Annotated in this window: 25 protein-coding genes and 1 pseudogene; 20 read left to right on the top strand and 6 right to left on the bottom strand. The window is 72.5% G+C overall.

Features of this window, described 5'->3' with window-relative positions; all coding sequences use genetic code 11:
• Nucleotides 1–12 precede the first annotated feature (12 nt).
• From GA0070623_RS11325 to GA0070623_RS11305, 5 genes are all read right to left on the bottom strand, one after another.
• Nucleotides 13–534 (bottom strand): DinB family protein, encoded by a 522-nt coding sequence (locus GA0070623_RS11325; protein ID WP_067307378.1) that lies wholly within the window; start codon nt 532–534, stop codon nt 13–15.
• 155 nt (nt 535–689) lie between these two features.
• Complete coding sequence (locus GA0070623_RS11320) at nt 690–1,181, bottom strand: universal stress protein (RefSeq protein ID WP_231932751.1); 492 nt, start codon at nt 1,179–1,181, stop codon at nt 690–692.
• Nucleotides 1,178–2,797 (bottom strand): MDR family MFS transporter, encoded by a 1,620-nt coding sequence (locus tag GA0070623_RS11315; RefSeq protein WP_067307294.1) that lies wholly within the window; start codon nt 2,795–2,797, stop codon nt 1,178–1,180. Before GA0070623_RS11315 ends, GA0070623_RS11320 begins: the two co-directional genes overlap by 4 nt.
• A gap of 170 nt (nt 2,798–2,967) precedes the next feature.
• The gene (locus tag GA0070623_RS11310; RefSeq protein WP_231932750.1) at nt 2,968–3,405 is read right to left on the bottom strand and encodes a MarR family winged helix-turn-helix transcriptional regulator; all 438 of its coding nucleotides are present in this window, start codon (nt 3,403–3,405) and stop codon (nt 2,968–2,970) included.
• Nucleotides 3,406–3,429: 24 nt separating this feature from the next.
• Nucleotides 3,430–5,142 carry a DUF7800 domain-containing protein gene (locus GA0070623_RS11305; protein WP_067307298.1) on the bottom strand — a complete coding sequence of 571 codons (1,713 nt, stop codon included), beginning with the start codon at nt 5,140–5,142 and terminating at the stop codon, nt 3,430–3,432.
• 147 nt (nt 5,143–5,289) lie between these two features.
• Between GA0070623_RS11305 and ftsY the strand changes: the two genes are divergently transcribed.
• The 20 genes and pseudogenes from ftsY to GA0070623_RS11205 all read left to right on the top strand — a co-directional run bounded on the left by ftsY (nt 5,290) and on the right by GA0070623_RS11205 (nt 24,473).
• Complete coding sequence (gene ftsY, locus GA0070623_RS11300) at nt 5,290–6,471, top strand: signal recognition particle-docking protein FtsY (RefSeq protein WP_067307301.1); 1,182 nt, start codon at nt 5,290–5,292, stop codon at nt 6,469–6,471.
• A gap of 7 nt (nt 6,472–6,478) precedes the next feature.
• On the top strand, nt 6,479–7,342 hold the full coding sequence (locus GA0070623_RS11295) for a phosphotransferase (RefSeq protein WP_172898393.1): 864 nt from the start codon (nt 6,479–6,481) through the stop codon (nt 7,340–7,342).
• A 284-nt stretch (nt 7,343–7,626) separates the two neighbouring features.
• A complete protein-coding gene (locus tag GA0070623_RS11290) occupies nt 7,627–9,039 on the top strand; it encodes an ammonium transporter (RefSeq protein WP_067307307.1) in 1,413 nt (470 codons plus the stop codon).
• A gap of 25 nt (nt 9,040–9,064) precedes the next feature.
• Nucleotides 9,065–9,403 carry a P-II family nitrogen regulator gene (locus GA0070623_RS11285; RefSeq protein WP_067307311.1) on the top strand — a complete coding sequence of 113 codons (339 nt, stop codon included), beginning with the start codon at nt 9,065–9,067 and terminating at the stop codon, nt 9,401–9,403.
• Between the two features lie 14 nt (nt 9,404–9,417).
• Nucleotides 9,418–11,742 carry a [protein-PII] uridylyltransferase gene (locus GA0070623_RS11280; RefSeq protein WP_067307314.1) on the top strand — a complete coding sequence of 775 codons (2,325 nt, stop codon included), beginning with the start codon at nt 9,418–9,420 and terminating at the stop codon, nt 11,740–11,742.
• 501 nt (nt 11,743–12,243) lie between these two features.
• Nucleotides 12,244–13,794 carry a signal recognition particle protein gene (gene ffh / locus GA0070623_RS11275; protein ID WP_067307317.1) on the top strand — a complete coding sequence of 517 codons (1,551 nt, stop codon included), beginning with the start codon at nt 12,244–12,246 and terminating at the stop codon, nt 13,792–13,794.
• Nucleotides 13,795–13,862: 68 nt separating this feature from the next.
• Nucleotides 13,863–14,444 carry a Uma2 family endonuclease gene (locus tag GA0070623_RS11270; RefSeq protein WP_067307320.1) on the top strand — a complete coding sequence of 194 codons (582 nt, stop codon included), beginning with the start codon at nt 13,863–13,865 and terminating at the stop codon, nt 14,442–14,444.
• A gap of 18 nt (nt 14,445–14,462) precedes the next feature.
• Nucleotides 14,463–15,542: an amidohydrolase family protein gene (locus GA0070623_RS11265; RefSeq protein WP_067307323.1), complete on the top strand. Its 1,080-nt coding sequence runs from the start codon at nt 14,463–14,465 to the stop codon at nt 15,540–15,542.
• Nucleotides 15,543–15,798: 256 nt separating this feature from the next.
• A complete protein-coding gene (gene proS / locus GA0070623_RS11260; RefSeq protein WP_067307326.1) occupies nt 15,799–17,205 on the top strand; it encodes a proline--tRNA ligase in 1,407 nt (468 codons plus the stop codon).
• 305 nt (nt 17,206–17,510) lie between these two features.
• The gene (locus GA0070623_RS11255) at nt 17,511–18,158 is read left to right on the top strand and encodes a DUF402 domain-containing protein (protein ID WP_067307386.1); all 648 of its coding nucleotides are present in this window, start codon (nt 17,511–17,513) and stop codon (nt 18,156–18,158) included.
• Between the two features lie 241 nt (nt 18,159–18,399).
• The gene (rpsP, locus tag GA0070623_RS11250; RefSeq protein ID WP_067307329.1) at nt 18,400–18,870 is read left to right on the top strand and encodes a 30S ribosomal protein S16; all 471 of its coding nucleotides are present in this window, start codon (nt 18,400–18,402) and stop codon (nt 18,868–18,870) included.
• Complete coding sequence (locus GA0070623_RS11245; protein ID WP_172862164.1) at nt 18,845–19,105, top strand: RNA-binding protein; 261 nt, start codon at nt 18,845–18,847, stop codon at nt 19,103–19,105. Before rpsP ends, GA0070623_RS11245 begins: the two co-directional genes overlap by 26 nt.
• Nucleotides 19,106–19,107: 2 nt before the next feature.
• Nucleotides 19,108–19,689, top strand: a complete 582-nt coding sequence (rimM, locus tag GA0070623_RS11240) for a ribosome maturation factor RimM (protein ID WP_172898509.1) — start codon at nt 19,108–19,110, stop codon at nt 19,687–19,689.
• Nucleotides 19,690–19,705: 16 nt separating this feature from the next.
• Nucleotides 19,706–20,494 (top strand): tRNA (guanosine(37)-N1)-methyltransferase TrmD, encoded by a 789-nt coding sequence (gene trmD / locus GA0070623_RS11235; protein WP_067307335.1) that lies wholly within the window; start codon nt 19,706–19,708, stop codon nt 20,492–20,494.
• A gap of 144 nt (nt 20,495–20,638) precedes the next feature.
• A complete protein-coding gene (rplS, locus tag GA0070623_RS11230; protein ID WP_030335223.1) occupies nt 20,639–20,995 on the top strand; it encodes a 50S ribosomal protein L19 in 357 nt (118 codons plus the stop codon).
• A 192-nt stretch (nt 20,996–21,187) separates the two neighbouring features.
• Nucleotides 21,188–22,051: pseudogene (gene lepB / locus GA0070623_RS11225) on the top strand (signal peptidase I); the annotation flags it as partial.
• A 119-nt stretch (nt 22,052–22,170) separates the two neighbouring features.
• On the top strand, nt 22,171–22,806 hold the full coding sequence (lepB, locus tag GA0070623_RS11220) for a signal peptidase I (protein WP_067307338.1): 636 nt from the start codon (nt 22,171–22,173) through the stop codon (nt 22,804–22,806).
• A gap of 58 nt (nt 22,807–22,864) precedes the next feature.
• The gene (locus GA0070623_RS11215) at nt 22,865–23,347 is read left to right on the top strand and encodes an NUDIX hydrolase (protein WP_067307341.1); all 483 of its coding nucleotides are present in this window, start codon (nt 22,865–22,867) and stop codon (nt 23,345–23,347) included.
• A complete protein-coding gene (locus GA0070623_RS11210; protein ID WP_067307344.1) occupies nt 23,341–24,153 on the top strand; it encodes a ribonuclease HII in 813 nt (270 codons plus the stop codon). Before GA0070623_RS11215 ends, GA0070623_RS11210 begins: the two co-directional genes overlap by 7 nt.
• On the top strand, nt 24,150–24,473 hold the full coding sequence (locus GA0070623_RS11205; protein ID WP_011905215.1) for a DUF2469 domain-containing protein: 324 nt from the start codon (nt 24,150–24,152) through the stop codon (nt 24,471–24,473). Before GA0070623_RS11210 ends, GA0070623_RS11205 begins: the two co-directional genes overlap by 4 nt.
• A 54-nt stretch (nt 24,474–24,527) precedes the next feature.
• Here GA0070623_RS11205 and GA0070623_RS11200 read toward each other — a convergent pair whose 3' ends face one another.
• Nucleotides 24,528–25,634 carry a sulfite oxidase gene (locus tag GA0070623_RS11200; protein ID WP_084261275.1) on the bottom strand — a complete coding sequence of 369 codons (1,107 nt, stop codon included), beginning with the start codon at nt 25,632–25,634 and terminating at the stop codon, nt 24,528–24,530.
• Nucleotides 25,635–25,887 lie beyond the last annotated feature (253 nt).

Genomic DNA, 25,887 nt, shown 5'->3' with positions numbered 1-25,887 from the left:
CCGGCGACGGGGTCACTCGCCGGTGACCCCGTCGAGGCGTTCCCGGAGCAGGTCCGCGTGACCGTTGTGCCGGGCGTACTCCTCGATCAGGTGCAGGTAGACCCAGCGCAGGCTGAAGGTCCGTTTCTTGGCGCCGACCTCGGTGAACGTCTCGTCGAGCGAGCGGCCGACGGTGACCGCCCGGGCCAGGGTGACCTGCTCGTGGTAGGTGGCGAAGTCGGCCTCGGCGTCGGCGTGGGTCACGTCGAGGTCGGCGTCCGGGTCGTCCACGGAACCGTACGGATAGTCGACCTGCTGCCCGGCGAAGTTCTCCCGGAACCACCAGGACTCCACCTCGCCCAGGTGCCGGACCAGGCCGAGCAGGGTCAGTGTCGACGGCTGCACGCTCGGGGTGCGTAACTGCTCGCCGGTCAGCCCGGCACACTTGAGCAGCAGGGTCTGCCGGTGGTAGTCGAGCCAGCTCTCCAGCATGGCCCGCTCGTCGCCGACGGGGAGTTCAGGGGTCCGGGTGATCTCCGGCGCTCTCCAGGTCATGTCCGGCATCCTTGTCGCCCGGTCCGACATTCCGCGACCGAGATTCCGCGCGCCGCTGCGCTGCCCCGGCGCGCTCGGCGCGGTGCAGTGGCGGGCGGCCGGCTGCCCCACCCGGCCGGGCTGCCCCGCGGTACGGTCGCCGACCCGGTCCCCGGTCAGGGGACGACGAGGACCGGCCAGCGGCCGGTGCGGACCAGGCGGGTGGCGACGGAACCCACCAGCCGGTGCCCGGCCTGCTCGGAGGAGCCGACCACCACCAGGTCCGCCCGGGACTCGTCGGCCGCCGTCCGCAGCTCGGCGTACGCGTCGCCGCGCCGGCACAGGAACGTCACCGGCAGGCCCAGCTCCTCGGCGCCCCGGCGGCACTCCTGGCGCAGCTCGTCGGCCAGCTCGTCGTGGGTCCGCTGGACCGCCCCGGCCACCACCCCGGGCAGCATGCCGGCGTAGCCGGCCGTGGCGCTGACGAAGACCACCACCAGCCCGGCACCCTGTCGACGGGCCAGCCCCGCGGCGTACGAGGCGGCCCGCAGCGAGGTCCGGCTGCCGTCGACCCCGACCAGGACCACCCGGGGGCCGTCGGTGCCCCGCTCGAACTCCAGCGCGCGGGCCTGCGGGCCGTACTGCTCACGCTCGACGGGGATGCTCACCGGTCGGTCCCGGTCCGGACCACCGCCGCCCCGGCACCCGCCGCGACGGTGGACTCCTGCGCGACGGTGCCGGTGGGGGCGTCCCCGGTGTGCTGGCGCAGCGGGATCTCCTTGATGAAGATCACCGCGATCAGGGCGATCAGCCCGAACGGGGCGGCGACCAGGAAGATGTCGCCCGCGCCGTGACCGTAGGCGCTCTCCACCACGATCCGGACCGGCCCGGGCAGGGTGTGCACGTCGGGCAGCACGCCGCCGCTGCCCGAGCCGGCGCCCGGCAGGCCGAGCCCGGCCAGGCCGTCGGCGATGTAGTCCTTGACCCGGTGGCCGAGGACCGCGCCGAGCACGGAGACGCCGACCGCGCCGCCGAGGCTGCGGAAGAACGCCACCACCGAGCTGGCCGCGCCGAGTTCGTGGGCGGCGACGGTGTTCTGCACGGCGAGCACGAGGTTCTGCATGGTCATGCCGAGCCCGAGCCCGATCAGCGCCATGAACCCGGCGAGGTGCCAGTACGGGGTGTCGTAGCGGATCGTGCCCATCAGCGCGAACCCGGCGGTGAGCAGCGCCGAGCCGGCGACCAGGTAGCGCTTCCAGCGGCCGGTCCGGGTGATGATCCGGCCGACGACGACGGAGGAGACCAGCAGGCCGAGGATCATCGGCATGGTCATCAGACCGGACATGGTCGGGCTCTCGCCCCGGCTGATCTGGAAGTACTGGCCGAGGAAGACCGACGCGCCGAACATGCCGACGCCGACCGCGATGCTGGCCACGACGGCGAGGGTGATGGTGCGGTTGCGGAACAGCCGGGGCGGGATCATCGGCTCGCTGGCCCGGTTCTCCACCCGGACGGCGAGCACGCCGAGCCCGACCGCGCCGGTCACCATGACGGCGCTCTGCCAGGAGAGCCAGTCGTACCTGTCGCCGGCCAGGGTGACCCAGATCAGCAGCAGCGACACGGCGGCGGTGATCAGCGTGGCACCCCACCAGTCGATCTTCACCTGCCGCCTGACCACCGGCAGGTGCAGGGTCTTCTGGAGGACCACCAGGGCGGCGATGGCGAACGGCACGCCGACGTAGAAGCACCAGCGCCAGCCGAGCCAGGAGGTGTCCACGATGACGCCGCCGATCAGCGGGCCGCCGATGGTGCCGGCGGCCATCACCGCGCCGAGGTAGCCGCTGTACCGGCCGCGCTCGCGGGGGGCGATCATCGTCGCCATGATCACCTGGGCCAGGGCGGTGAGGCCGCCCGCGCCGACGCCCTGGAGCACCCGGCAGGCGATGAGCTGCTCGGTCGACTGGGACAGCCCGGCCAGCACGGAACCCAGCACGAAGATCGCCAGGGAGAGCTGGACCAGGATCTTCTTGCTGGTCAGGTCGGCGAGCTTGCCCCAGATCGGGGTGGTCGCGGTGGTCGCCAGCAGGGTCGAGGTGACCACCCAGGTGTAGGCGGACTGGCCGCCCTTCAGCTCGGTGATGATCCGCGGCAGCGCGTTGGAGACGACCGTGGAGGAGAGGATCGCGACGAACATGCCCAGCAGCAGTCCGGAGAGGGCCTCCAGGATCTGCCGGTGGGTCATCTCGACGCCGGTCGCCCTGGCGGGCGCTGTCGGCTGGGTCATCGTCGCTGCCTCCGGTGGTGAAAAAGGGTGCCTCAGGCAACCGTAATCTTTTGTTGCCTCAAGCAACAACCGGACGTGACCGACCGCTATTCCGGCAGGGTGGTGGCCGTTGCGGCAGGGTGGCGACGTGGGCGGGTCGCCACCGCCACCTGACGCCCCGGGACCGGGCGTCAGAAGGTCTCGTTGAACCGGTGCATGAGCCGGGCGAACTCCTCGACGTCCCGCTTCGGCCAGGTCTCCAGGGACCGGTTGATCTGCTCCATCCGGGCCGCCCGCGCGGTGTCGAACCGCCGGGTGCCCTCCCCGGTCAGCCGGAGCTGCGCCGCGCGCCGGTCGTCCGGGTCGGGATCGCGGCGCACCAGGCCCAACGTCTCCAACCCCTGGATCTGCCGGCTCAGCGTGCCCTTACCGATGCCCAGCAGGGCGGCCAGGTCGGTGAGCCGGGTCGGGCCGGAGCGCCGCAGCCAGAGCAGCAGCCCGTACGCGTTCGGCTCCAGGTTGGGGTGCACCTCTCCGGCGATCTCCCAGGACAACGCCCGACCGCGGCGCAGCAGTGCCGTCAGTTCGTGTTCCAGCACGCGCAGGGTCTCGGGCAGATGATCGTCCACGGCACCGAGGGTACGTGTCAGAAGTCACTTCGCCGAGGAAAGTTGCTGCCTGGCAACTTCTCGGAGGTGCCCGTCGCTGGTGGTTCCCTCGATCAACACCTCGGCCTCCCGCCCCCGGTGGCGCAGCGTGCTCACCGCGTTGCCGAAGTACGGGCCGGCGAGCTTCTTCCAGCGCACCGTCGGGCGGCGCACCCCCGCCGAGCGGGCCAGCGCCCGGGTGGCCGCCGCCGGCCCGGCGCTCCACCCCAGCTTCATCAGCGGGCGCATCGCCGCCGGCACCTGGTTGTGGATCGGCGAGCAGGTGAGCTGGTGCACCGGGGTACGCACCGCCGGGTCGTCGAACCGGGCGCGGGCCACGTACGAGTGGTGCACGTCGCCGGAGAGCACGCTGATCGACGCCGGCGCCGGGTACGCGGGGCCGGCGCCGACCCGGTCGCCGGCCGTGGCCGGGACGCCGCTGCCCAGCCTGACGAACAGCGCGCCGAGGGCGTCGAACGAACGGCGGAACGCGGCCCAGTGCTCCAGGTCCAGCGCCCGGCGCAGCTTCTCGGCCAGCCCGGCCACCCACGGCCGGCCGGAGTCGGCCAGCTTCTCGTTCCACGCCTCCACGTGGTGGATGCCCGGCGGCAGCAGCCACGGCAGCGACGCCCCGATCACCAGGTGGTCGTAGACCCCGTGCGCCCGGTCCAGGAACCAGGACCACTCGCCGGCCGGCAGCATCGACCGGCCGCCCGGCTCGAGCACCCGGCTGCACCGGTTGTCCAGCATGACCAGCCGGGTCCGGCCCAGGTCCAGCGCGTAGCTCCACTGGTACTGCACGGCCCGCCAGCGCTCGGTGTCGTGCGCCTCGTCGGCCTCCCGGTCGACCCGCTCACCGAACTCCCGCAGCACGTCGGTGGCGTCCCCGGCGGCGACCACCTTGGCGTAGAGCGGGTCGGCGGCGATCTCGTCCGGGGCCAGGTTGCCCAGGTGCTGGTAGACCCAGTAGGAGGCCAGCCCGCTGCGGATCCGCTCGGCCCACCAGGCCTGCTGGCGCATGTCGGCCCGCCACGACTTCGAGGTGTTCCAGTCGTCGATCACCTCGTGGTCGTCGAAGATCATCACGTTCGGCACGGTGGAGAGCAGCCAGCGGATCTCCGGGTCACGCCACGACTCCAGATAGAGCTTGGTGTACTCGTCGAAGCTCACCACCTGGTCGGCCGGGGCGTCCTTCGGCCGCCGCCGACGCCGCTTGAGCAGCCGCCTGACGGTGGGCGAGGTGACGTCGGCGTAGACCTGGTCGCCGAGCAGCACCAGCAGGTCGGGCAGGTCGTCCGGGTCGGGCGCGGCCATCAGCCGCCGGGCGTACGCGTCCAGCGCGTCCGGGGGCAGCTTGCGGGTGGTGTTGTGCTGGGTGGTCTCCCGGCACGACCCGAAGATCAGGCTGACCGGCTGGTCCCGGTCGTCGGCCGCCCTGGTCCGGATCACGCTGGGCGGGAAGCCGTCGCGGGCCACCGGCCAGACCAGCTCGTCGTCGACCAGCACCTCGTAGCTGGTGGCGTGGTCCGGGGTGAGCCCCTCCACCACCACCAGCGCGTAGTGGTGGTCGTACGCGGAGAAGGTCGGCGCGGAGCCGGTGGCGCCGTCGGCCGTGCGGACGGTGACCACCGCGGACCCGCTGGTCTCCACCCAGACCGTCGCCCGGGTGCCGACGACCCGGCGCAGCAGCGGGCCGATGAGCAGGCGCGGCTCGGGCATGGGTGGCACCTCCGAGGAGAAGACGGTTCATCTTTTCTACCCCGTGGGCGGTGGGTCACCCCCGGCAGCGGCGAGCGTACCCGCAGCTCGCTCAGCTCCGGAGGCGGTGAGTGGGACGCCGTCGCCGGCATCTGACAGGATTTCGGCATGACGGACTACCTCCTCGTCGCACTGGCCCTGCTCGGCGTGCTGATCCTCGGCGGCCTCGGCCTGGTCGTGCCCCGGCTGCGGCGGCGGGCGCAACCCCCGTTGCCGCAGACCGAGGTCGACACCCGGGCGGAGGAGGACCTGGCCGGCCCCCCCGTCGAGGCGGCCGAGTCCGACCTGTCCACCGGGGTCCTGGTCGAGCCGCCGGTGGTGGTGGCCCCGCCGCTGGAGGTCCCCGAGCCGACCGCCGGCCGGCTGGTCCGGCTGCGGTCCCGGCTGGCCCGCTCGCAGAACGCCTTCGGCAAGGGCCTGCTCGGCCTGCTCGCCCGGGACCACCTGGACGAGGACGCCTGGGAGGAGATCGAGGACAGCCTGATCACCGCCGACGTCGGCATCGACGCCACCCGGGACATCGTCGACCGGCTCCGCGAGCGGACCCGGGTGCTCGGTACCCGCTCCGCCGGTGAGCTGCGCGACCTGCTCGCCGCCGAGCTGGTCAACGCCCTCGACCCGACCCTGGACCGGTCGCTGCACACCACCGGCCACGACGGGGTACCGGCGGTGCTGCTGGTGGTCGGGGTCAACGGGGCCGGCAAGACCACCACCTGCGGCAAGATCGCCCGGGTGCTGGTCGCCGACGGGCGTTCGGTCACCCTCGGGGCGGCCGACACCTTCCGGGCCGCCGCCGCCGACCAGCTGGAGACCTGGGGCGGCCGGGTGGGCGCCGAGACGGTCCGCGGGGCCGAGGGGGCCGACCCGGCCAGCGTGGCCTTCGACGCGGTGCGGCGGGGCATCGACGCCGGCACCGACACCGTGCTCATCGACACCGCCGGCCGGCTGCAGAACAAGATCGGCCTGATGGACGAGCTGGGCAAGGTCAAGCGGGTGGTGGAGAAGCACGGCCCGATCGACGAGACGCTGCTGATCCTGGACGCCACCACCGGGCAGAACGGGCTGGAGCAGGCCCGGGTCTTCACCGAGGTGGTGAACGTGACAGGGGTGGTGCTGACCAAGCTGGACGGCACGGCCAAGGGCGGCATCGTGATCGCCGTGCAGCGCAAGCTGGGCATCCCGGTCAAGCTGGTCGGTCTCGGCGAGGGCGCGGACGACCTGGCCCCGTTCGATCCGGCGCAGTTCGTCGACGCGCTGCTCGGCGTCGAGCCGCTCGCCCGGGACGCGTAACCTCGCGGTGAGCAACGACGATCGCGCGTACGCCGGGTGGCGTGACCCCCGCCATGCGGCGCCGGGCCTGGGGAGACCGTACGTGACCTCGCAGGAGATCCCGCTGCACGGCGGGAACGTGAGCACCGTGGTCCGGGTCGGCGACACCGTCCGGCGCAACGCCGGCCCGTGGACGCCCTCGGTGCACGCCCTCCTGCGCCACCTGGAGTACGTCGGGTTCACCGGCGCACCCCGGGCGCTGGGGATGGACGAGCGCAACCGGGAGGTGCTGTCCTACCTCGAAGGGGAGTGCGGGGAGTACCCGCTGGCCCCGCACTGGGTCACCGACGAGGCGCTGGTGACGGTGGCCACCATGCTGCGGATGTTCCACGACGCCCAGTACGGTTTCGCCCCGCCGCCCGGTGCGGTCTGGCGCTCGTTCGGCCCGCCGCCGCCGGACACCGAGGTGATCTGTCACCACGACGCCGCCCCGCACAACGTGATCTGGCGACCCGACGGCACCCTGGGCCTGATCGACTTCGACCTCGCCTCGCCCGGCGCCCGGATCTACGACGTGGCGTACGCGGCCTGGACCTGGGTGCCGATCTTCGCCGACCGGGACTCGATCACGCTCGGCTGGAAGCACCCGGACCGGCCCCGCCGGCTACGCCTCTTCGCCGACGCGTACGGGTTGATCCCCCGGGACCGGCACCGGCTGATCCGGACCATCCGTAAGCGGATCGTGGACCACGTGGAGGGCATCCGGCGGATGGCCGCCGCCGGTGAGCCGGCGTTCGTCCGGATCGTGCACAAGGGTCACCTTCGTCGTCCGATGCGCGACCTGCGCCTGCTCGACTACGAGCGGCACGCCCTGGAGCACGCCCTGCGCTGAGCGTAGGCCCCACACCGGTCCCCGCGCGTCGACCGCCCAGGAATGCCCCGGCGACGGGTCGTCATCGGGGAAAGAGTGGCCGTTCGTCACCGGAACGGCCACTCTTTCGTTTCCCGAATTTCATGATCGCGCTTCTTCACACGCCGGAAACAACCCGTCACGTGTCGGAAATCGAGGGGTGTCGGTCCGGAAACAGCGGCCGACCAAGCTTCCGCGCAACCGGCGTACGGGCGACGCTGCCCCGGAAGCCGCGAAGGAGGGAACTTCACCTTTAGGAGGCCAGCGTGCCTGAAGCACCGACGATCGACGGCGGCAACACCGTTTGGCTGCTGGTTTCGACCGCTCTCGTGCTGCTCATGACCCCGGGACTGGCGCTGTTCTACGGCGGCCTCAACCGGGCCAAGGGCGTGCTCAACATGATGATGATGAGCTTCTCCGCCATCGGGCTCATCTCTGTTCTGTGGTGGTTCTACGGTTTCAGCATCGCCTTCGGGACCGACGTCAACGGTTTCTGGGGCGACCCCGGTGCGTACCTGGGCACCAAGACCTTCCTCGCCGAGACCGACCTGTGGGGCGCCACGGCGGAGAACCCCAGCGGCATCGGCGTCCCGCTGTACGTGTTCATGGCGTTCCAGATGGTCTTCGCGGTGATCACCGTCGCGCTGATCAGCGGCGCGATCTCCGACCGGGCCAAGTTCGGCGGCTGGCTGCTGTTCGCCTTCGGCTGGGCCACCCTGGTCTACTTCCCGGTGGCCCACTGGGTGTGGGGTGGCGGCATCATCGGTGCCAAGATCCACGCGCTCGACTTCGCCGGTGGTACCGCGGTGCACATCAACGCCGGTGCGGCGGCGCTCGCCGTCGCCCTGGTGCTCGGCAAGCGGCTGGGCTGGCCGCGTGAGGGCATGAAGCCGCACAACATCCCGCTGGTCGCGCTCGGCGCCGGCCTGCTGTGGTTCGGCTGGTTCGGCTTCAACGCCGGGTCGGAGCTGACCGTCGACTCGGTCGCCGGGTTGGCCTTCATCAACACCCAGCTCGCCACCGCCGCGGCGGTGCTCGGCTGGATCGCGGTGGAGTGGATCAAGGACAAGAAGCCGACCATGGTCGGTGCCTCGTCCGGTGCCGTCGCGGGTCTGGTCGCCATCACCCCCGCCTGTGGTTTCATCGCCCCCTGGGCCGCGGTCCTGCTCGGCATCGTCGCCGGTGTGGTCTGCGCGCTGGCCATCAGCCTGAAGTACAAGCTCGGCTACGACGACTCGCTCGACGTGGTCGGCGTGCACTTCGTCGGCGGCTGGATCGGGTCGCTCTGGCTCGGCCTGTTCGCCACCAACTCGGTCAACGCCGCGATCAGCGACGTGGTCGGGGCCTCCGACGGCCTGTTCTACGGCGGCGGCGTCACCCAGTTCGGTCGCCAGGCCCTCGCCGGTCTGATCGTCACCGCCTGGTCGTTCGGGGTCGCCTGGGTGCTCGCGTTCGTCATCGACAAGACCCTCGGCTTCCGGGTCAAGGCTGACGACGAGGTCGAGGGCATCGACATCAGCGAGCACGCGGAGAGCGGCTACGACCTGTCCCCGAGCACCGGCGGCGCCGGTGGTGGGGCGTTCGCGATGGCCGGGATCACCCCGGGCGGCGCGAAGCCGGCCTCCCCGGAGGCCCCCGAGCCGGCCGCCGCGCCGGTGGACGAGAAGGTCGCCGGATAACGTTCGGAGAATGGAGGGCTTGGACATGAAGCTGGTGACCGCGGTCATCAAGCCGTACCAACTGGACGCGGTGAAGGAGGCCCTGCACGCCCTCGGCGTCGCCGGCCTGACCGTCAGCGAGGTCCAGGGGTACGGGCGTCAGAAGGGGCACACCGAGGTCTACCGGGGTGCCGAGTACACGGTCGAGTTCCTGCCCAAGATCCGGGTCGAGGTGCTCACCGACGAGATGGACGTCGACAAGGTGGTCGACGCGATCGTGGCCGCCGCCCGGACCGGCAAGATCGGTGACGGCAAGGTCTGGGTGACCGGCGTGGAAGAGGTCGTCCGGGTCCGTACCGGCGAACGCGGCCTCGACGCCCTGTAGGAGGACCACACCAGATGACCTCGTCGACCAAGAGGAATGCGTCGGGCGACACCGGCGACGGAGACGGAAACCTCTTGGTCGACGGGGTCGTCCGGATTCCCGGCGGGATCGGGGATCCGGCCCGGGTGCGACGGGCCGGGGCCTTCGACGCGTGGCTGCGCGGGTTGCTGCCGGAGCGGGAGGGCATCGCCCTGGTCGCCGTCGGTGGACTCGGCCGTCGGCAGTGCTCCCCGTGCGGCGACCTCGACCTGGTGCTGCTGCACGCCGGGGTGGCCGGGGTGGACGAGCTGGCCGCTTCGCTGTGGTACCCGATCTGGGACGCCGGGGTCCGGCTCGACCACTCCGTGCGTACCCTCGCCGAGGCGCTGTCGGTGGCCCAGGACGACGTCAAGGTCGCCCTCGCCCTGCTCGACGCCCGCTTCGTCGCCGGTGACCGGGCCCTCGCCGACACCCTCACCCGCACCGCCACCGACCACTGGCGGCGGACCGCCGTCCGTCAGCTACCCGCCCTGCGGGAGATCACCGAGGTGCGCTGGCGCACCCACGGCGAGCTGGCCTTCCTGCTCGAAGGCGACCTCAAGGAGGCCGCCGGCGGGCTGCGGGACGTGGGCATCCTGCGGGCCATCGCCACCGCCGGGATCACCGACGCGCTGCGCCCCGCCGTCCGCGCCGCCCACCTGCGGCTGCTGGACACCCGCGACGCCCTGCACCAACAGGTGGGCCGCCGGGTCGACCGGCTGGTCGCCCAGGAACGCGCCGGGGTGGCCGCGCTGCTCGGCCTGCGCCAGTCGGTGGCCGAGGCCACCGAGACCGGGGCGCGGGCGGAGGCCGGCGACGGTGACGCCCTGCTGCGCCGGGTGGCCGGCGACGCGCGCACCGTCAGCCACGCCCTCGACGACGCCTGGCGGGCCGCCGACCGGCTCCGCTCCGGCCGCCGCCGGGGCGCCGACGGCCGGCCGCTGCGCCGCCCGGTGGCCCGGGACGTGGTCGAGCACGACGGGGAGCTGGTGCTCGCCCGGACCGCCATCGGTGCCCGCCCCGACCCGAGCCTGTCGTTGCGGATCGCCGCCGCGGCGGCCACCACCCGGCTGCCGATCGCCCGCGCCACCTGCGAGTGGCTGGCCGCGTACTGCCCGCCGCTGCCCGCGCCCTGGCCGCCGGCCGCCCGGTCCGCGTTCGTCACCCTGCTGGGGGCCGGTCCCGGTCTGGTGCCCGCCTGGGAGACCTGCGACCGGTACGGCCTGGTCGACGGCTGGCTGCCCGAGTGGACCCGGCTGCGCAGCCTGCCCCAGCACAACCCGGTGCACCGGTTCACCCTCGACCGCCACCTCGTGCAGGCCGCGTACGAGGCGAGCCGGCACACCCGCGACGTCGAACGCCCGGACCTGCTGCTGATCGGTGCGTTCCTGCACGACATCGGCAAGGGGCTGGACGGCGACCACTCGACCGTCGGCGCGCCACTGGCCGAGGCGGTGGCCACCCGGATCGGCCTGCCCGTCGAGGAGGCGGCGCTGATCGGCACGCTGGTCCGGCTGCACCTGCTCCTACCCGACGTGGCCACCCGCCGTGACCTGTCCGACCCCAAGACGGTCGCCGGGGTGGCCGAGCGGGTCGGCGACACCACCACCCTGGAGCTGCTGCACGCCCTGGTGCTGGCGGACGCGGCCGCCACCGGCCCGGCCGCCTGGTCCGGCTGGAAGGGTCGGCTGATCGCCGAGCTGGTCGCCCGGGTGCGGACCACCCTGGACACCGGCGTGGTACCAGCCCCACCGGACCCCGACCCGGCACTGGTCGCCGGGCCGCTGCCGGTGGTCCACCTGACCGACGACCGGGTGTCGGTGGCCGCGGCCGACCGGCGGGGACTGCTCGCCACGGTGGCCGGCTGCCTGGCCCTGCACCGGTTGGACGTGATCTCGGCGGACGCCGCCACTGTCGACGACCGGGCACTGGTCGAGTGCCGGGTGCAGCCGCGCTACGGGCTGGCCCCGGACCCGATCGCGCTCAGCGCCGACCTGCGTCGCGCGGTCACCGGCGACGTCTCGGTCACCCAGCGGCTGCGTGGCCGGGCGCTCGCCGCGCGCAGCCAGGGTGCCGCGCCGAGGGTGGTCTGGCACCGGGAGGCGGCCACCGACGCGGTCCTGCTGGAGCTGCGCGCCGCCGACGCGGCGGGTCTGCTCTACCGGGTCACCTGCGCGTTGGACGAGGCCGGGGCGCAGGTGCGCGCCGCCCGCATCTCCACCCTCGGCGGTGACGTGGTTGACGCGTTCTACCTGGTCGGTGGCTGGCCGTCGGACGAGCAGCGGGCACACATCGAGGCGGCCGTCCTCGCCGCCGTGTAGGACCGCGCCGCCCTCTCCCCAACCGCGCCGACACTTCCCGGGCGGCCTCCGGGTCGCGGGCGACGCCCGTCGACGTACGCCGGGTCATCCGCCGCCGGGCCGAGATTCACCGCATCCCCCGGTGATCAAGAGGTTTGGGTCAGCTTCGCGCCGGTTGGTGACCTGAACCTCTTGATCACCGACCTGGCGTGCCTGGGTGGGGTGAGGTGGTGTGTCGGACGCTGGTGATCAAGAGGTTTGCGTCAGCTTTGCGCCGGTTGGTCGCCTGAACCTCTTGATCACCGAGCCCCGGTTCGCTGGGTGGGGGGTGGCTGGTTGGGTCGGCGGTTGGCCCGGGTGGTGTTGGTGGGGTGACCGGGGCGCGTCCGTCGTCTTCGGCGCGGGACGGGACGGGGCGAGTGGGGCCGGAGCGGGAGCACGGCCGGCGGGCTACCCTAACGGTGGCTGGACTCCTGCCCGGCCGCGTTGTGCCCGCCGGAAAACGACAAACGGGATGTTCGCGTGTTTGACACCTTGAGTGACCGCCTGTCCGGAATCTTCACCAAGCTCCGTGGCAAGGGTCGGCTCACCGACGCCGACATCGACGCCACCGCGCGCGAGATCCGTCTGGCGCTGCTGGAGGCGGACGTCGCGCTGCCGGTGGTCAAGGGCTTCATCGCGAACGTCAAGGAGCGGGCCCGCGGCGCGGAGGTCTCCCAGGCGCTCAACCCGGCCCAGCAGATCGTCAAGATCGTCAACGAAGAGCTGGTCAACGTGCTCGGCGGCGAGGGGCGACGGCTCCAGTTCGCCAAGCAGCCGCCCACGGTGATCATGCTGGCCGGTCTCCAGGGCTCCGGCAAGACCACCCTCGCCGGCAAGCTGGCCCGCTGGCTCAAGGCCCAGGGGCACCAGCCGCTGCTGGTCGCCGCAGACCTCCAGCGTCCCAACGCCGTCGGGCAGCTCCAGGTGCTCGGTGGCCGCGCCGGCGTCGAGGTGTACGCCCCGGAGCCCGGCAACGGCACCGGCGATCCGGTGCAGGTCGCCCGCGCCTCGATCGAGCACGCGAAGCGGGCCGCCCGGGACATCGTCATCGTCGACACCGCCGGCCGGCTCGGCATCGACGCCGACATGATGCGGCAGGCCGCCGACATCCGTGACGCGGTCGACCCGGACGAGGTCATCTTCGTCATCGACGCGATGGTGGGCCAGGACGCGGTCCGCACCGCCGAGGCGTTCCGCGACGGCGTCGGCATCACCGGCGTGGTGCTGTCCAAGCTGGACGGCGACGCCCGGGGTGGTGCCGCGCTGTCGGTCCGGCAGGTCACCGGCCAGCCGATCCTGTTCGCCTCGACCGGCGAGAAGCTGGAGGACTTCGACGTCTTCCACCCCGACCGGATGGCCAGCCGGATCCTCGGCATGGGCGACGTCCTCACTCTGATCGAGCAGGCCGAGCAGGCCTTCGACACCGATCAGAAGGAGAAGATGACCGCCAAGCTGATGGGCGGTGAGCAGTTCACCCTGGAGGACTTCCTCGACCAGCTCATCGCGGTGCGGCGGATGGGTCCGATCGCCAACGTGCTGGCCATGATGCCCGGCATGGGGCAGATGAAGGACCAGCTCGCCGAGCTGGACGACAAGCACTTCGACCGGGTCACCGCGATCATCCGGTCGATGACCCCGGCCGAGCGGACCAACCCGAAGATCATCAACGGCTCCCGGCGGGCCCGCATCGCCGGTGGCTCCGGGGTCACCGTGATGGACGTCAACCAGCTGCTCAACCGCTTCGCCGACGCGCAGAAGATGATGAAGCAGATGGGCGGCATGATGGGCCTGCCCGGCGGTGGGCGGCGCAAGGCCACCAAGTCGCCGAAGAACAAGCGCAAGGGCACCAAGGGCGGCAACCGGCCGCGTAGCGGCGCCGGGCTGCCGGGCGGCTTCCCGGGCGGCATGCCGCAGCTCCCGCCGGGGATGGACCCCGGCGACCTGGCCGGTGGTCAGGGCCTGCCGCCGGGCTTCAAGCTGCCGAAGATCGACTTCAACAAGCTCGGCAAGGGCGACAACCGCCCGCGCTGACGCGTGTCGGTTACGGTGGGCGACGAGGTGGGCGCTTAGGGTGGTTCCACCCCCTGGAAGGAGATGTCATGACCGCGGCCCCGATCCTGCCCGAACGGCACGAGTGGACGGTCGACGACCTCGGCGACCTGCCGAAGGACCTTCCGTACGAACTGATCAACGGAAGGTTGATCGTGCCGTCCCCCACTGCCCTGCATCAAGAGCTGTGCGTCGAGCTACTGCTCACGCTCCGCGTCAACTGCCCGTCGGATCACCTGGTGAGCTTCGACCTGTCGATGCGGGTCGACCGCCGCAACGAGCCACGGCCCGACGTGGTGGCGATCCACCGCCGGCACGCCGGCCGGTCGCCCGTCCCCGTCGAGGACGCCCTGCTCGCCGTGGAGGTGGTGTCACCGACCTCCACCTTCCGCGACATGTACGACAAGGCGAAGGTCTACGCGCACGCCGGAGTCCGCTCGTACTGGGTGGTCGACCCGCTCCAGGAGCGGATCACGCTGACCGAGTACGCGCTCGGCCCCGGTGGCCGCGACTACGAGCAGATCACCCACACCGAGGACCTGTTCGTCACCGAGTCGCCGTGGAAGGTCTCGGTCGACCTGCCGGCACTGACCGCCCGGAGGAACGACCTGGTCGCCCCCGACGGGCAGTGATCGGGTAGGACTGTGCACATGGCTCTGCATGTGCGCGGTGTACTCCTGCCCGACGACGAGGTACGGGATCTCTGGCTCGACGGCGACCGGGTCACCTTCGACCCGGTGCCCGGTGCGCAGACCGTCGCCGACGGGGGATTCGTGCTGCCCGGCCTGGTCGACGCCCACTGTCACCTCGGCATCGCCCGGGGCGGTACGCCGGTCACCTCCCTCAACCAGGCCCGTGCGCTGGCCCGTACCGACCGGGACGCCGGGGTGCTCGCGCTGCGCGACGCCGGCTCGCCGTTCCCGTACCCCGAACTCGACGACGAGCCGGAGCTGCCCCGGCTGGCCCGCGCGGGCCGGCACGTCGCTCCGCCGAAGCGCTACCTGCGCGACATCGGCCTGGAGGTCGACGCGGCCGGGGTGACCGCGGCCGTGGCGGCGCAGGCCGCCGCCGGCAACGGCTGGGTCAAGCTGGTCGGCGACTGGATCGACCGGGGGATCGGCGACCTCGCGCCGGCCTGGGACGCCGACACGATGACCGCCGCGGTGGCCGCCGCGCACGCCGCCGGGGTCCGCGCCGCGGTGCACACCTTCAGCGAGTCGGCCGTGGAGATCATGGTGCGGGCCGGGGTGGACTCGGTGGAGCACGGCACCGGACTGAGCCTCGACCTGATCGACCTGATGGCCCGACAGGGCACCGCGCTGGTCCCCACGATGATCAACATTCGGACCTTCGGCGGCATCGCCGACGCGGCCCGGGCCAAGTTCCCCGGGTACGCCGATCACATGCTCGCGCTGCGCGACCGGTTCCCCGAGGTGGTGCGCGCGGCGTACGAGGCGGGAGTGCCGATCTACGTGGGCACCGACGCGGGTGGCGGTATCGACCACGGACTGGCCGCCGAGGAGATGCTGCTGCTGCACGAGCAGGCCGGCATGTCGGCGGTGGACGTGCTCGCCGCCGCCTCCTGGCGGTCCCGGGAGTGGCTCGGCTTCCCCGGTCTCGTCGAGGGTGGTCTGGCCGACCTGGTCGTCTACCCCGAGGATCCGCGCCGCGACCTGACCGTGGTACGCACCCCCTCCCGGATCGTCCTGCGCGGCCGGCTGGTCCGCTGACCCTCCCCGGTCCCCGCCTCCCCGCCTCCCCGGCCCCCCTCCCCGTGCCGTCCGCTGGCAAGATCGTGCTCGATCCGGGATGTAGTGGCCTCGCGGCACGGGGATGCCACTACATCCCGGAAGTAGCACGATCTTGGCGTGGGGCGTGGGGCGTGGGGCGTGGGGCGTGGGGCGTGGGGCGTGTTTGGTGGTGGGATCTGGGTGATGCCGCGCCCGATCGCGCCGGCCCGGAGACGGGCGCATAGGATGTGCGGTCATGGCTCGCGTGCTCACTCCCCGTGCGGAGGATTTTCCCCGCTGGTACCAGGACCTGATCGCCAAGGCGAAGCTGGCCGACAACGGCCCGGTCCGGGGGACCATGGTCATCCGCCCGGCCGGCTACGCCATCTGGGAGCGGATGCAGGCCGAGATGGACGCCCGGATCAAGGCGGCCGGCGCGGAGAACGCCTACTTCCCGCTGTTCATCCCGGAGAGCTATCTCAAGCGCGAGGCCGAGCACGTCGAGGGCTTCTCGCCGGAGCTGGCGGTGGTCACCCACGGTGGCGGCAAGCAGCTCGCCGAGCCGGTGGTGGTGCGCCCCACCAGCGAGACGGTGATCGGCGAGTTCATGGCCAAGTGGATCGACTCGTACCGGGACCTGCCGCTGCTGCTCAACCAGTGGGCGAACGTGGTCCGCTGGGAGCTGCGCCCCCGGGTCTTCCTGCGCACCAGCGAGTTCCTCTGGCAGGAGGGGCACACCGCGCACGCCACGCGTTCCGACGCCCGCGCCTACGCGCGCCGGATTCTGCACGAGGCGTACGAGGACCTGATGGTCAACGTGCTGGGCATCCCGGTGGTGGTCGGGCTGAAGACCGCCCGGGAGCGCTTCGCCGGGGCGACCGCCACCTACACCTGCGAAGGCATGATGGGCGACGGCAAGGCGCTCCAGCTCGGCACCAGTCACGAGCTGGGGCAGAACTTCGCCAAGGCGTTCGACATCAGCTACTCCTCGGCCGAGGGGGGCCGGGAGCACGCCTGGACGACCTCCTGGGGTACCTCGACCCGGATGCTCGGCGGGTTGATCATGGCGCACGGTGACGACAACGGCCTGCGGGTGCCGCCGCGGCTGGCTCCGGTGCAGGCGTACGTCATGATCGTCAAGGACGGCGAGGGGGTCGGCGAGGCGGCGGCCAAGCTGCGCGACGCGCTGCGCGACGCCGGGGTCCGGGTAGCGCTCGACGACCGCGTCGACACCGCGTTCGGCCGCCGGGCCGTCGACGCCGAGCTGCGGGGCTATCCGGTACGCGTCGAGGTCGGCCCCCGCGACCTGGCCGCCGGTAACGCGGTCGTGGTCCGGCGGACGAACGGCTCGAAGGCGCCCACCCCGGTCGCGGACGTGGTCGGCGCTGTCCTGGCGGCCCTGGAGGCCGACCAGCAGGCGCTGCACGACGAGGCGCTCGCCCACCGGCGGTCCCGCACCGTCGAGGTGTCCACCCTCGCCGAGGCGATCGAGGCGGCGGCCACCGGCTGGGCGATGGTGCCGTGGTCGGCCGTCGGCCTCGCGGGTGAGGCCGAGGCGAACGGCCAGGGCGTCACCGTCCGCTGCCTGCTGCGGGCCGACGGCTCCGTCCCGGACCACGAGGACGAGCCGGACCTCACCGCCATCCTGGCCCGCGCCTACTGAGCCCCGCCCACCCGGGCACCTGCGGCGGACCACGGGGTCGGCTCCGCGGACCCGGCCCCGTGGTCCCGCATCCCGCCCGGGATCGCCGCCGTGCGGTGCCGCATCCGCCCGGGGCCACCGTCGTCCGGGGCTACCGTCGTCCGGTGCCGCCGCCGTGCGGTGCCGCATCCGTCCGGTGCCGCATCCGTCCGGTGCCGCATCCGTCCGGGGCCGCCGCCGTGCGGCGGGTGCCGGGGGCGCGGCGCGAGCCGGACGCGCCGCCGGGGCCGGTGCGCCGCCAGCCCGTCTAGACCTGTGGAGGTGTGGTGCGTTTCGCGCCAGGTCAGCTGATCATGCACCGGAACGTGCGGAACGGCCGCATCGGTTGGGTCCGGGCGGCCCGGGTGGTTCTCGACGACGACCGGGGGCTGCTGCTCTGGGTGGCCCGGGACACGCCGGTGGCGCACGAGGTGTCCGAGGCGGGCCTGGGCATGCGGGCGATGCCGTTCACCGAGTGGATCGCCTCGTCGTACCGGCTGGCCCGGGGGCGGTGGAACGGCCCGCCGCTGCTGGAGTTCCTGCCCGCCGGGGCGGCCCACTCGGTGTGGTTCTTCCGCGACCAGCAGGACCGCTTCGCCACCTGGTACGTCAACCTGGAGGAGCCCGGAGTCCGGTGGGACGACGGGTCGGTGGCCGGGGTGGACGTGGTCGACCAGGACCTGGACGTGGTGGTCAGCCCCGACCGCAGTTGGCGGTGGAAGGACGAGGACGAGTTCACCGAGCGGCTGGCCTTCCCCGACCACTACTGGGTGGCCGACGAGAAGGCGGTCCGCGCCGAGGGTCAGCGGGTGATCGCCCTCGCCGAGGCGGGGGAGTTCCCGTTCGACGGCACCTGGTGCGACTTCGTCCCGCCGGCCGACTGGACGGCTCCGACGGAGCTGCCGCCCGGCTGGGACCGCCCGCCCGTACGCTGAGTGTGTCGTCGCTCACACCGGCCCCGCGTCGACCCCTTCGCCGGTCGGGCCGATGTGAGCGTCCGGCGGGCGATCTGGCACAATAGGCCGCTGGTATCCGGCGCGCGTTCGGCGCCCTCTAACCCGGGCGTGTCGCCAGTCCACCGAGCAGCCTCCGGCGCAACCCCACTGCGCCGGTCGACGCTCACCCGTGCACCGCCCGTAGCCGGGCCGGTGAAATCGCAACAGGAGCGAAACAACTGTGGCCGTAAAGATCCGGCTCCTGCGGATGGGCAAGATCCGCAACCCGCAGTACCGCATCGTCGTCGCCGACTCGCGCACCAAGCGTGACGGTCGCGCGATCGAGTTCGTGGGCGTGTACCAGCCGAAGGAAGATCCTTCGATCATCGAGGTCAAGTCGGAGCGGGTCCAGTACTGGCTCTCGGTCGGCGCGCAGCCGAGCGAGGCCGTCCAGCGTCTGCTGGAGCTGACCGGCGACTGGCAGAAGTACAAGGGCCTGCCGGCCCCGCCGCCGCTGAAGGTCGCCGCCGAGCGGGCCGACCGCAAGGCGGCGTACGAGGCCGAGGCGAAGGCCGCTGCCGGCCTGGCCCCGGAGACCCCGGCCAAGCCGGCCCGCAAGGCCGCCAAGGCGGAGGCTCCGGCCGAGGCGCCGAAGACCGAGGCTCCGGCCGAGGCCCCGGCTGCTGCTGCCGACGCCGGTGAGCAGGCCTGACATGCCGCTGCGTCCCGCCCTGGAGCACCTGGTCAAGGGAATTGTCGACCACCCGGACGACGTGCGCGTCCGGATGGTCGACTCCCGTCGGGGCAAGCGGCTGGAAGTCCGCGTGCACCCGGAGGATCTCGGCACGGTGATCGGACGGTCCGGCCGGACCGCGAAGGCACTGCGTCAGGTGATCGGCTCCATCGGTGGACGCGGGGTACGCGTCGACATCGTCGACTCGTACTGATGCTGCTCATCGTCGGCAGGATCGGCAAGCCGCACGGGATCCGCGGTGAGGTCACCGTGGAGGTGCGGACCGACGAGCCCGAAGCGCGTTTCGCCCCCGGCGCGGTGCTGCGCACCGAGCCGGGGGCGACGCACCGGGGCGCCGGGGGGCGGGCCGCCGAGCCGGCCCCGACCGGCGGCGAGCCGGGGGTGGCGTACCAGGTCCCCGGTGAACTGACCATCGAGTCGGCCCGGATGCACCAGGGCCGGATGCTGGTGGCCTTCGAGGGGGTCCTCGACCGGGAGACCGCCGAGGCGTTGCGCGGCACCCTGGTCGGGGTGGACAGCTCCACCGTCGCCCCGCCGGAGGACCCGGAGGAGTTCCACGACCACCAGTTGGTCGGTCTGGCCGTGGTGACCCCGGCCGGTGAGCATCTCGGCGAGGTGGCCAAGATCGACCACGCGCCCGCGTCCGACCTGCTCGTCCTGCGCCGCCCGCAGGGGGGCAGTGCGCTGATCCCGTTCGTCAAGGCGATCGTCCCGGAGGTCGATCTCGCCGGCGGACGCGTCGTCGTCGACCCGCCGGCCGGTCTGCTCGACCTCTAGACCGGAAGCCACCCACATGCGCGTCGACATCGTGTCGATCTTCCCGGAGTACTTCGCCCCGCTGGACCTGTCGCTGATCGGGCGGGCCCGGGAGCAGGGCCTGCTCCGGCTGGCCGTACACGACCTGCGGAGCTGGACCCACGACGTGCACCGCACGGTCGACGACACGCCGTACGGCGGCGGGCCGGGCATGGTGATGCGGCCGGAGCCGTGGGGTGCGGCGCTGGACGCGCTGGCCCCCGACGAGCTGGCCCCGGACGGCCTGACCCTGCCCCGGCTGCTGGTCCCCTCCCCGGCCGGGGTGCCGTTCAGTCAGGCGATGGCGCACGAGCTGGCGGCCGAGTCGCACCTGCTCTTCGCCTGCGGCCGGTACGAGGGCATCGACCAGCGGGTGCTCGACCACGCGGCGACCCGGCTGCGGGTCACCGAGGTCTCGCTCGGCGACTACGTGCTCTTCGGGGGCGAGGTCGCGGTGCTGGTGATCCTGGAGGCGGTCACCCGGCTGCTGCCCGGGGTGCTCGGCAACGCCGGTTCGCTGGACGACGAGTCGCACGCCCACGGCCTGCTGGAAGCCCCGATGTACACCAAGCCGGCGAGCTGGCGGGGCCACGAGGTGCCCGAGGTGCTCCGCTCGGGCGACCACGGCCGGATCGCCCGCTGGCGACGGGACGAGGCGCTGACCCGGACGGCCACCCGACGGGCCGACCTGATCACCGCGCTGCCCCCGGAGAGCCTGGACAAACGGGACGTGGCCACCCTGGAGCGGGGTGGGTTTCCGCTGCCCCCGGGAGATGTGGCAAAGTAGGGGGGTTGCCGCATCCGCCCACGCCCGTGGGTGGCTGCGAGGATCCCCGACCGGCACCGGCGCGTCCGGCCGCCACCCGGGGATCAGAATCACCCATCCGCGCACCGAGTGACGGTGCGCCGTGAGCATCACGAGGACGCAGCGATGAACATCCTGGACGCCCTTGACGCCCAGTCGAAGCGCACCGACCTCCCCGACTTCCGTGCCGGTGACACCGTCAAGGTGCACGCGCGGGTCGTCGAGGGCAACCGGTCCCGGGTCCAGATCTTCCAGGGCGTCGTCATCCGCCGCCAGGGTGACGGTCTGCGCGAGACCTTCTCGGTCCGCAAGGTCAGCTTCGGTGTGGGCGTGGAGCGGACGTACCCGCTCAACGGCCCGGGCATCGACCGGATCGAGGTCGTGACCCGCGGTGACGTCCGCCGGGCCAAGCTCTACTACCTGCGTGAGCTGCGCGGCAAGAAGGCCAAGATCAAGGAGAAGCGGGAGAAGCAGCCCAGCTGACTTCCCTCCGCCACGCCGCCTGACCTGCGCGGATGTCGTATCGAGCAGAGCGCACTACGCTGATCGGTACGGGCGCAGACCGGCAGGTGGCGCCGCGACGCGGGTCGCGGCGCTCCGATCGTCCACTGCCGCCCGTGGGGCCTCGACGAGGCTCCCGGGCGGTAGTGTCGTTTCTGCGGACCGGGGAGTGGCGTGGTGCAGGTGCTTGACTCGAACGACACGGCCGACCCGTGGCGTCGGCGGAGCCGACCCACCCGTCGGCAGATGCCCCTCTGGCAGGAGCTGCCGCTGCTGCTGATCGTGGCCTTCTGTCTCGCGGTGCTGATCCGCACCTTCCTGCTCCAGGCCTTCTTCATCCCCTCCAGCTCGATGGAGGACACCCTCCTCATCGGCGACCGGGTCCTGGTCAACAAGGTCGTCTACGACGTCCGTGACCCGCTGCGCGGCGAGGTGGTGGTCTTCCGGGGCACTGACAAGTGGGTCGCCCTGGAGAGCCCGGTCCCGCCGACCGGGGCCGTCGGCAAGATCGGTCGCACCCTCGGTGACCTGGTCGGGGTGGGCCGTCCCGGCGAGAAGGACTTCATCAAGCGGGTCATCGGGGTGCCCGGTGACCGGGTCAAGTGCTGCGACGACCAGGGGCGGGTGCTGGTCAACGGCATCCCGCTGGACGAGCCGTACGTGGTGCGCGACTCGCCCCTGGACGTACCGCCGAACCCGAAGGAGTGCCGGTCCCGCCGGTTCGACGAGGTGGTCGTACCCCCGGGTCAGATCTTCGTGATGGGCGACCACCGGCTGGTCTCCCAGGACGCCCGCTGCCAGGGTCCGGTGCCGATCGACAACGTGGTGGGCCGGGCGTTCATGGTGGTGTGGCCGTCCTCCCGATGGACGTCACTGCCGGTCCCGGACACCTTCGCCCGGCTGTCCGACTCCGCCGCCGCGCCCACCGCGCCGTCGCCGGTCCGGCCGACCCCGTCCGGGGACGTGGCCCTGCTCCTCCCGATCACCGCCGTGCTGGCCATGGTGGCCCGGTCCGGACGGTCCGGGCGGGCGGCCCGGCCGGGCGGTGCCGGCGGGCGACCACGGCGGCACCCGGGCCGGCCACGACGTTCCCGGTGGCCGGAACACCTCCGGCGTTCCGGGCGGCCCGTTCGGCTCCGGCGACGTAGGCTCCACCCGTGATTGACGAGCAGACCGAAAAGCCGCGCAGCTCCTTCTGGAAGGAGCTGCCCATCCTCCTGGGCGTCGCGATCCTGGTGGCGGTGCTGGTCCGCGCATTCGTGCTGCAGACCTTCTTCATCCCGTCGCCGTCCATGGAGAACACTCTCAAGATCGACGATCGGGTGCTGGTCAACAAACTGGTCTACGACTTCCGCTCACCGCACCGCGGCGAGGTGGTGGTCTTCAAGGCGCCGACCGAGTGGAGCGGCAACCCCGACGGCGAGGACTTCATCAAGCGGGTGATCGGGGTCGGCGGCGACCACGTGGTCTGCTGTGACGCGCAGGAACGGCTGACGATCAACGGCAAGTCCCTCGACGAGCCGTACATCTACTCCGCCAACGGGCAGCAGGACAAGCCCGCCGACCAGGAGTTCGACATCACCGTCCCGGCGGGGCGGCTCTGGGTGATGGGCGACCACCGGTCGGCCTCCGGCGACTCCCTGGAGCACTGGCAGCAGTCCGGTCGCAACATCGACAGCGCCACCATCCCCGAGGGTGAGGTGGTGGGTCGGGCCTTCACCGTCTTCTGGCCGTTCGACCGGGCCACCTGGCTGACCGTGCCCAAGTCGTTCGACGGCATCCCCAACCCCTGAACCGGTTCTGGCCGCCGGGGCGTGGCCGACCGCCGGCACCGTCTGGCAGGCTGGTACGGTGACCGACTTCCACCCCCGCCGCGCGGCCCGTGTGCTGCTCGTCGACGCGTCCGGTCGGGTGCTCCTCTTCGCGGGCTTCGACCCGGCCCGGCCGGGCCACCGGTACTGGTTCACCCCCGGCGGCGGGCTGGAACCGGGCGGTGAGTCCCCGGCCGCCGGGGCGGCCCGCGAGCTGGCCGAGGAGACCGGCCTGCGACTGACCCCGGCCGAACTGGGCGCACCGGTGCACTCCGAGACGATCGAGTTCCCCTTCAACGGCGTGTGGTACCGCCAGGAACAGGAGTTCTTCGTGGTCCGGGTGCCCACCTGGCAGGTGGACACGGCCGGGTTCGACGACATCGAACGGGCCAGCGTCACCGGGCACCACTGGTGGTCGGTGGCCGAGCTGGCCGACACCGACGAGCGGTGCTACCCGGTCGACCTGGCGGCCCTGCTCGCCCGGGTGCTGGCGACGACCCCCACGTCGGAGGCGTCGTGCTGACCCCGCCGCGCACCGTGGTCCGCCGCGACGGTGGGCTCTACGCGCTGGAGCGGGCCCTGCAACGTCGCGGTTTCCGGCACGTCGCGGGCGCGGACGAGGCCGGCCGGGGAGCCTGCGCCGGCCCGCTGGTGGCCGCCGCCGCGGTGCTCCCCGAGGGACGACGCGGCGAGATCGAGGGACTGGCCGACTCCAAGCTGCTCACCCCGGCCAGCCGGGAGCGGGTGTACGCCGAGGTAGTCGCCCGTGCCCTGGCGTACGCGGTGGTGGTCATCCCGGCCGAGGAGGTCGACGCCCGGGGGCTGCACGTGTGCAACCTGGCCGCGATGCGCCGCGCCCTGGCCTCGCTGACCACCAGACCCGAGTACGTGCTCACCGACGGCTTCGGGGTCGACGGGCTGGGCGTGCCGGGGCTGGCGGTCTGGAAGGGTGACCGGGTGGCGGCCTGCGTGGCGGCGGCCAGCGTACTGGCCAAGGTCACCCGGGACCGGATCATGGTGGAGCTGGACGGCCGGCACCCGGGCTACGGCTTCGCCGAGCACAAGGGGTACGTCACCGCCGAGCACACCGAGGCGCTGCGGGACCGTGGCCCCTGCGTGGAGCACCGGTTCTCGTACGTCAATGTGGCTGCCGTATCCGGTCGGGAGGGCGCCCCGCCCCGGGCCCGCCGGCCGCTCGGCACGGCCGCTCCGGAGCCGATGGAGCGCTCAGGCCCGCCAGGGGGTACCGTCGGCGTGGCGTTGGGCGAGCAGCCTCGGCCTCCGGCACCGGTGGGGGAAGATGTGGTCATGGAAGGCGGAGTGCGATGAGCGCGGAAGATCTCGAGAAGTACGAGACCGAGATGGAGCTGCAGCTCTACCGGGAGTACCGCGACATCGTCCGTCAGTTCTCCTACGTGGTGGAGACGGAACGCCGCTTCTACCTCGCCAACCAGGTGGACCTGCACGTGCGCAACTCCGACGGCGAGGTCTACTTCGAGGTCGAGATGCACGACGCCTGGGTCTGGGACATGTACCGTCCGGCGCGCTTCGTCAAGAACGTCCGGGTGATGACGTTCAAGGACGTCAACGTCGAGGAGCTGGAGAAGCCCGACATCTCGCTGCCCGCCGACTCGGGCTTCGGTAGCTGATCCCCGCCCCGCGTCGGCCGCCCACCGTCGACGCCGGGCCGGGACCGGGCCGTCTCACTCCGCGACGACGAGCACGTCCACCCGCTGGACGAGGTTGTTGGCGAAACCACCCCGGTTCCACGGCTGCTCCACCGGCTGGGTGCGCCCCGACGCGTCGGTCGCCCGCGCCCCCAGCGAATAGCGGCCGGGCCGCGGGGTCCAGTCGTACCGCCAGCGCCGCCAGGACCACTCGCCGCCGCCCGGCCGGTCCAGGGTGGCCGGCTCCCAGCTCGCCCCGCCGTCCGTGGTCACCTCCACGGACACCACCGGGGCGTGCCCCGACCAGGCCCGTCCGTCCACCGTGCACGGTCCCGGCCGCAGCACCCTGCTGCGGGACATGAAATCCGGGAAACCCGGCGGCCGGACCAGCGCCCGGGGCTCGATCCGGGTCACCGGCACACCCGGGTCGTCGGCGACGCGCCGCAGCCGGTAGGCCACCGCGTTCTGGTAGCCGTCGAACTCCCCGGTCAGCACGCTGATCGTGCGCAGCCACTTGACGTGCGCCATGCCGTACCAGCCGGGGACGATCAACCGCAGCGGTGCGCCGTGCTGCGGCAGCAAGGGAGCGCCGTTCATCTCGTACGCCAGCAACACCTCGTCGCGCAGCGCGTCGGCGACCGGCAGGGCCCGCTGGTAGTCCTGCTCCACCCCGCGTTCCACGCCATGGTCGGCACCGGTGAACACCACGTCCACCGCGTCGGGCGCGATCCCCGCCTCGCGCAGCAACGGCGCCAACGGGGTGCCGGCCCACTCGGCGTTGCCCACCGCCTCCACCAGCCACGGCTGGCTGACCGGGCGCGGGTGCAGCAACGCCCGCCCGTTGCCGGCGCACTCCATCGTGACCCGGTGGGTCACCCGGGGGCGCTCGCGCAGCTCGGCCAGGTCGAGCCGGAGCGGCCGACCCACCGCGCCGTCCACGGCCAGTGTGTGGGCGGCCGGGTCGAGATCCGGGATGTCGTAGTGGATGAGCAGGTAGTGCAGACCGGCCGGGGTGACGTCGTAGCGCAGCGCTTCGAGCGGGATGCCGTGGTTACGGGCGGCCAGCTGGAGCTCCTCGGGACTGATCGCCTCGTCCGCCCCGGCGACCCGCGACGGTCGGCTCACCTCGTCCATGGTGGTCATCGGTGCCCTCCCGCTCCGCGCCCGGCTGCGCTGCCGCCAGCCTAGACCGCTGCCGGGTGACCCGCCGGTCGTCCGCCGGGCCGTGGCCGCCCCTCCGTCGGACGCCCGGGCCGGGGATTCGTGGCCCTCGACCTGCCGGTCGCTCCGGCCGGGGTTCGTGGCCGTCCGCCTGCCGGCCGCTCCGGCCGGGGTTCGTGGCCGTCCGCCTGCCGGCCGCTCCGGCCGGGTTTTCGTGGCCGTCCGCCTGCCGGCC

The sequence above is a fragment of the Micromonospora rifamycinica genome (assembly GCF_900090265.1).
GTDB classification, from domain to species: domain Bacteria; phylum Actinomycetota; class Actinomycetes; order Mycobacteriales; family Micromonosporaceae; genus Micromonospora; species Micromonospora rifamycinica.
This window is presented reverse-complemented; position numbering and strand designations above follow the sequence as displayed.

Bases quoted from the DNA above. Each gene is read 5' to 3' on its own strand.
- GA0070623_RS11325 (WP_067307378.1), bottom strand. From the start codon at position 534: ATGACCTGGAGAGCGCCGGAGATCACCCGGACCCCTGAACTCCCCGTC.
- GA0070623_RS11315 (WP_067307294.1), bottom strand. From the start codon at position 2,797: ATGACCCAGCCGACAGCGCCCGCCAGGGCGACCGGCGTCGAGATGACC.
- GA0070623_RS11305 (WP_067307298.1), bottom strand. From the start codon at position 5,142: ATGCCCGAGCCGCGCCTGCTCATCGGCCCGCTGCTGCGCCGGGTCGTC.
- ftsY (WP_067307301.1), top strand. From the start codon at position 5,290: ATGACGGACTACCTCCTCGTCGCACTGGCCCTGCTCGGCGTGCTGATC.
- GA0070623_RS11285 (WP_067307311.1), top strand. From the start codon at position 9,065: ATGAAGCTGGTGACCGCGGTCATCAAGCCGTACCAACTGGACGCGGTG.
- GA0070623_RS11280 (WP_067307314.1), top strand. From the start codon at position 9,418: ATGACCTCGTCGACCAAGAGGAATGCGTCGGGCGACACCGGCGACGGA.
- GA0070623_RS11270 (WP_067307320.1), top strand. From the start codon at position 13,863: ATGACCGCGGCCCCGATCCTGCCCGAACGGCACGAGTGGACGGTCGAC.
- GA0070623_RS11265 (WP_067307323.1), top strand. From the start codon at position 14,463: ATGGCTCTGCATGTGCGCGGTGTACTCCTGCCCGACGACGAGGTACGG.
- proS (WP_067307326.1), top strand. From the start codon at position 15,799: ATGGCTCGCGTGCTCACTCCCCGTGCGGAGGATTTTCCCCGCTGGTAC.
- trmD (WP_067307335.1), top strand. From the start codon at position 19,706: ATGCGCGTCGACATCGTGTCGATCTTCCCGGAGTACTTCGCCCCGCTG.
- rplS (WP_030335223.1), top strand. From the start codon at position 20,639: ATGAACATCCTGGACGCCCTTGACGCCCAGTCGAAGCGCACCGACCTC.
- GA0070623_RS11205 (WP_011905215.1), top strand. From the start codon at position 24,150: ATGAGCGCGGAAGATCTCGAGAAGTACGAGACCGAGATGGAGCTGCAG.
- GA0070623_RS11200 (WP_084261275.1), bottom strand. From the start codon at position 25,634: ATGACCACCATGGACGAGGTGAGCCGACCGTCGCGGGTCGCCGGGGCG.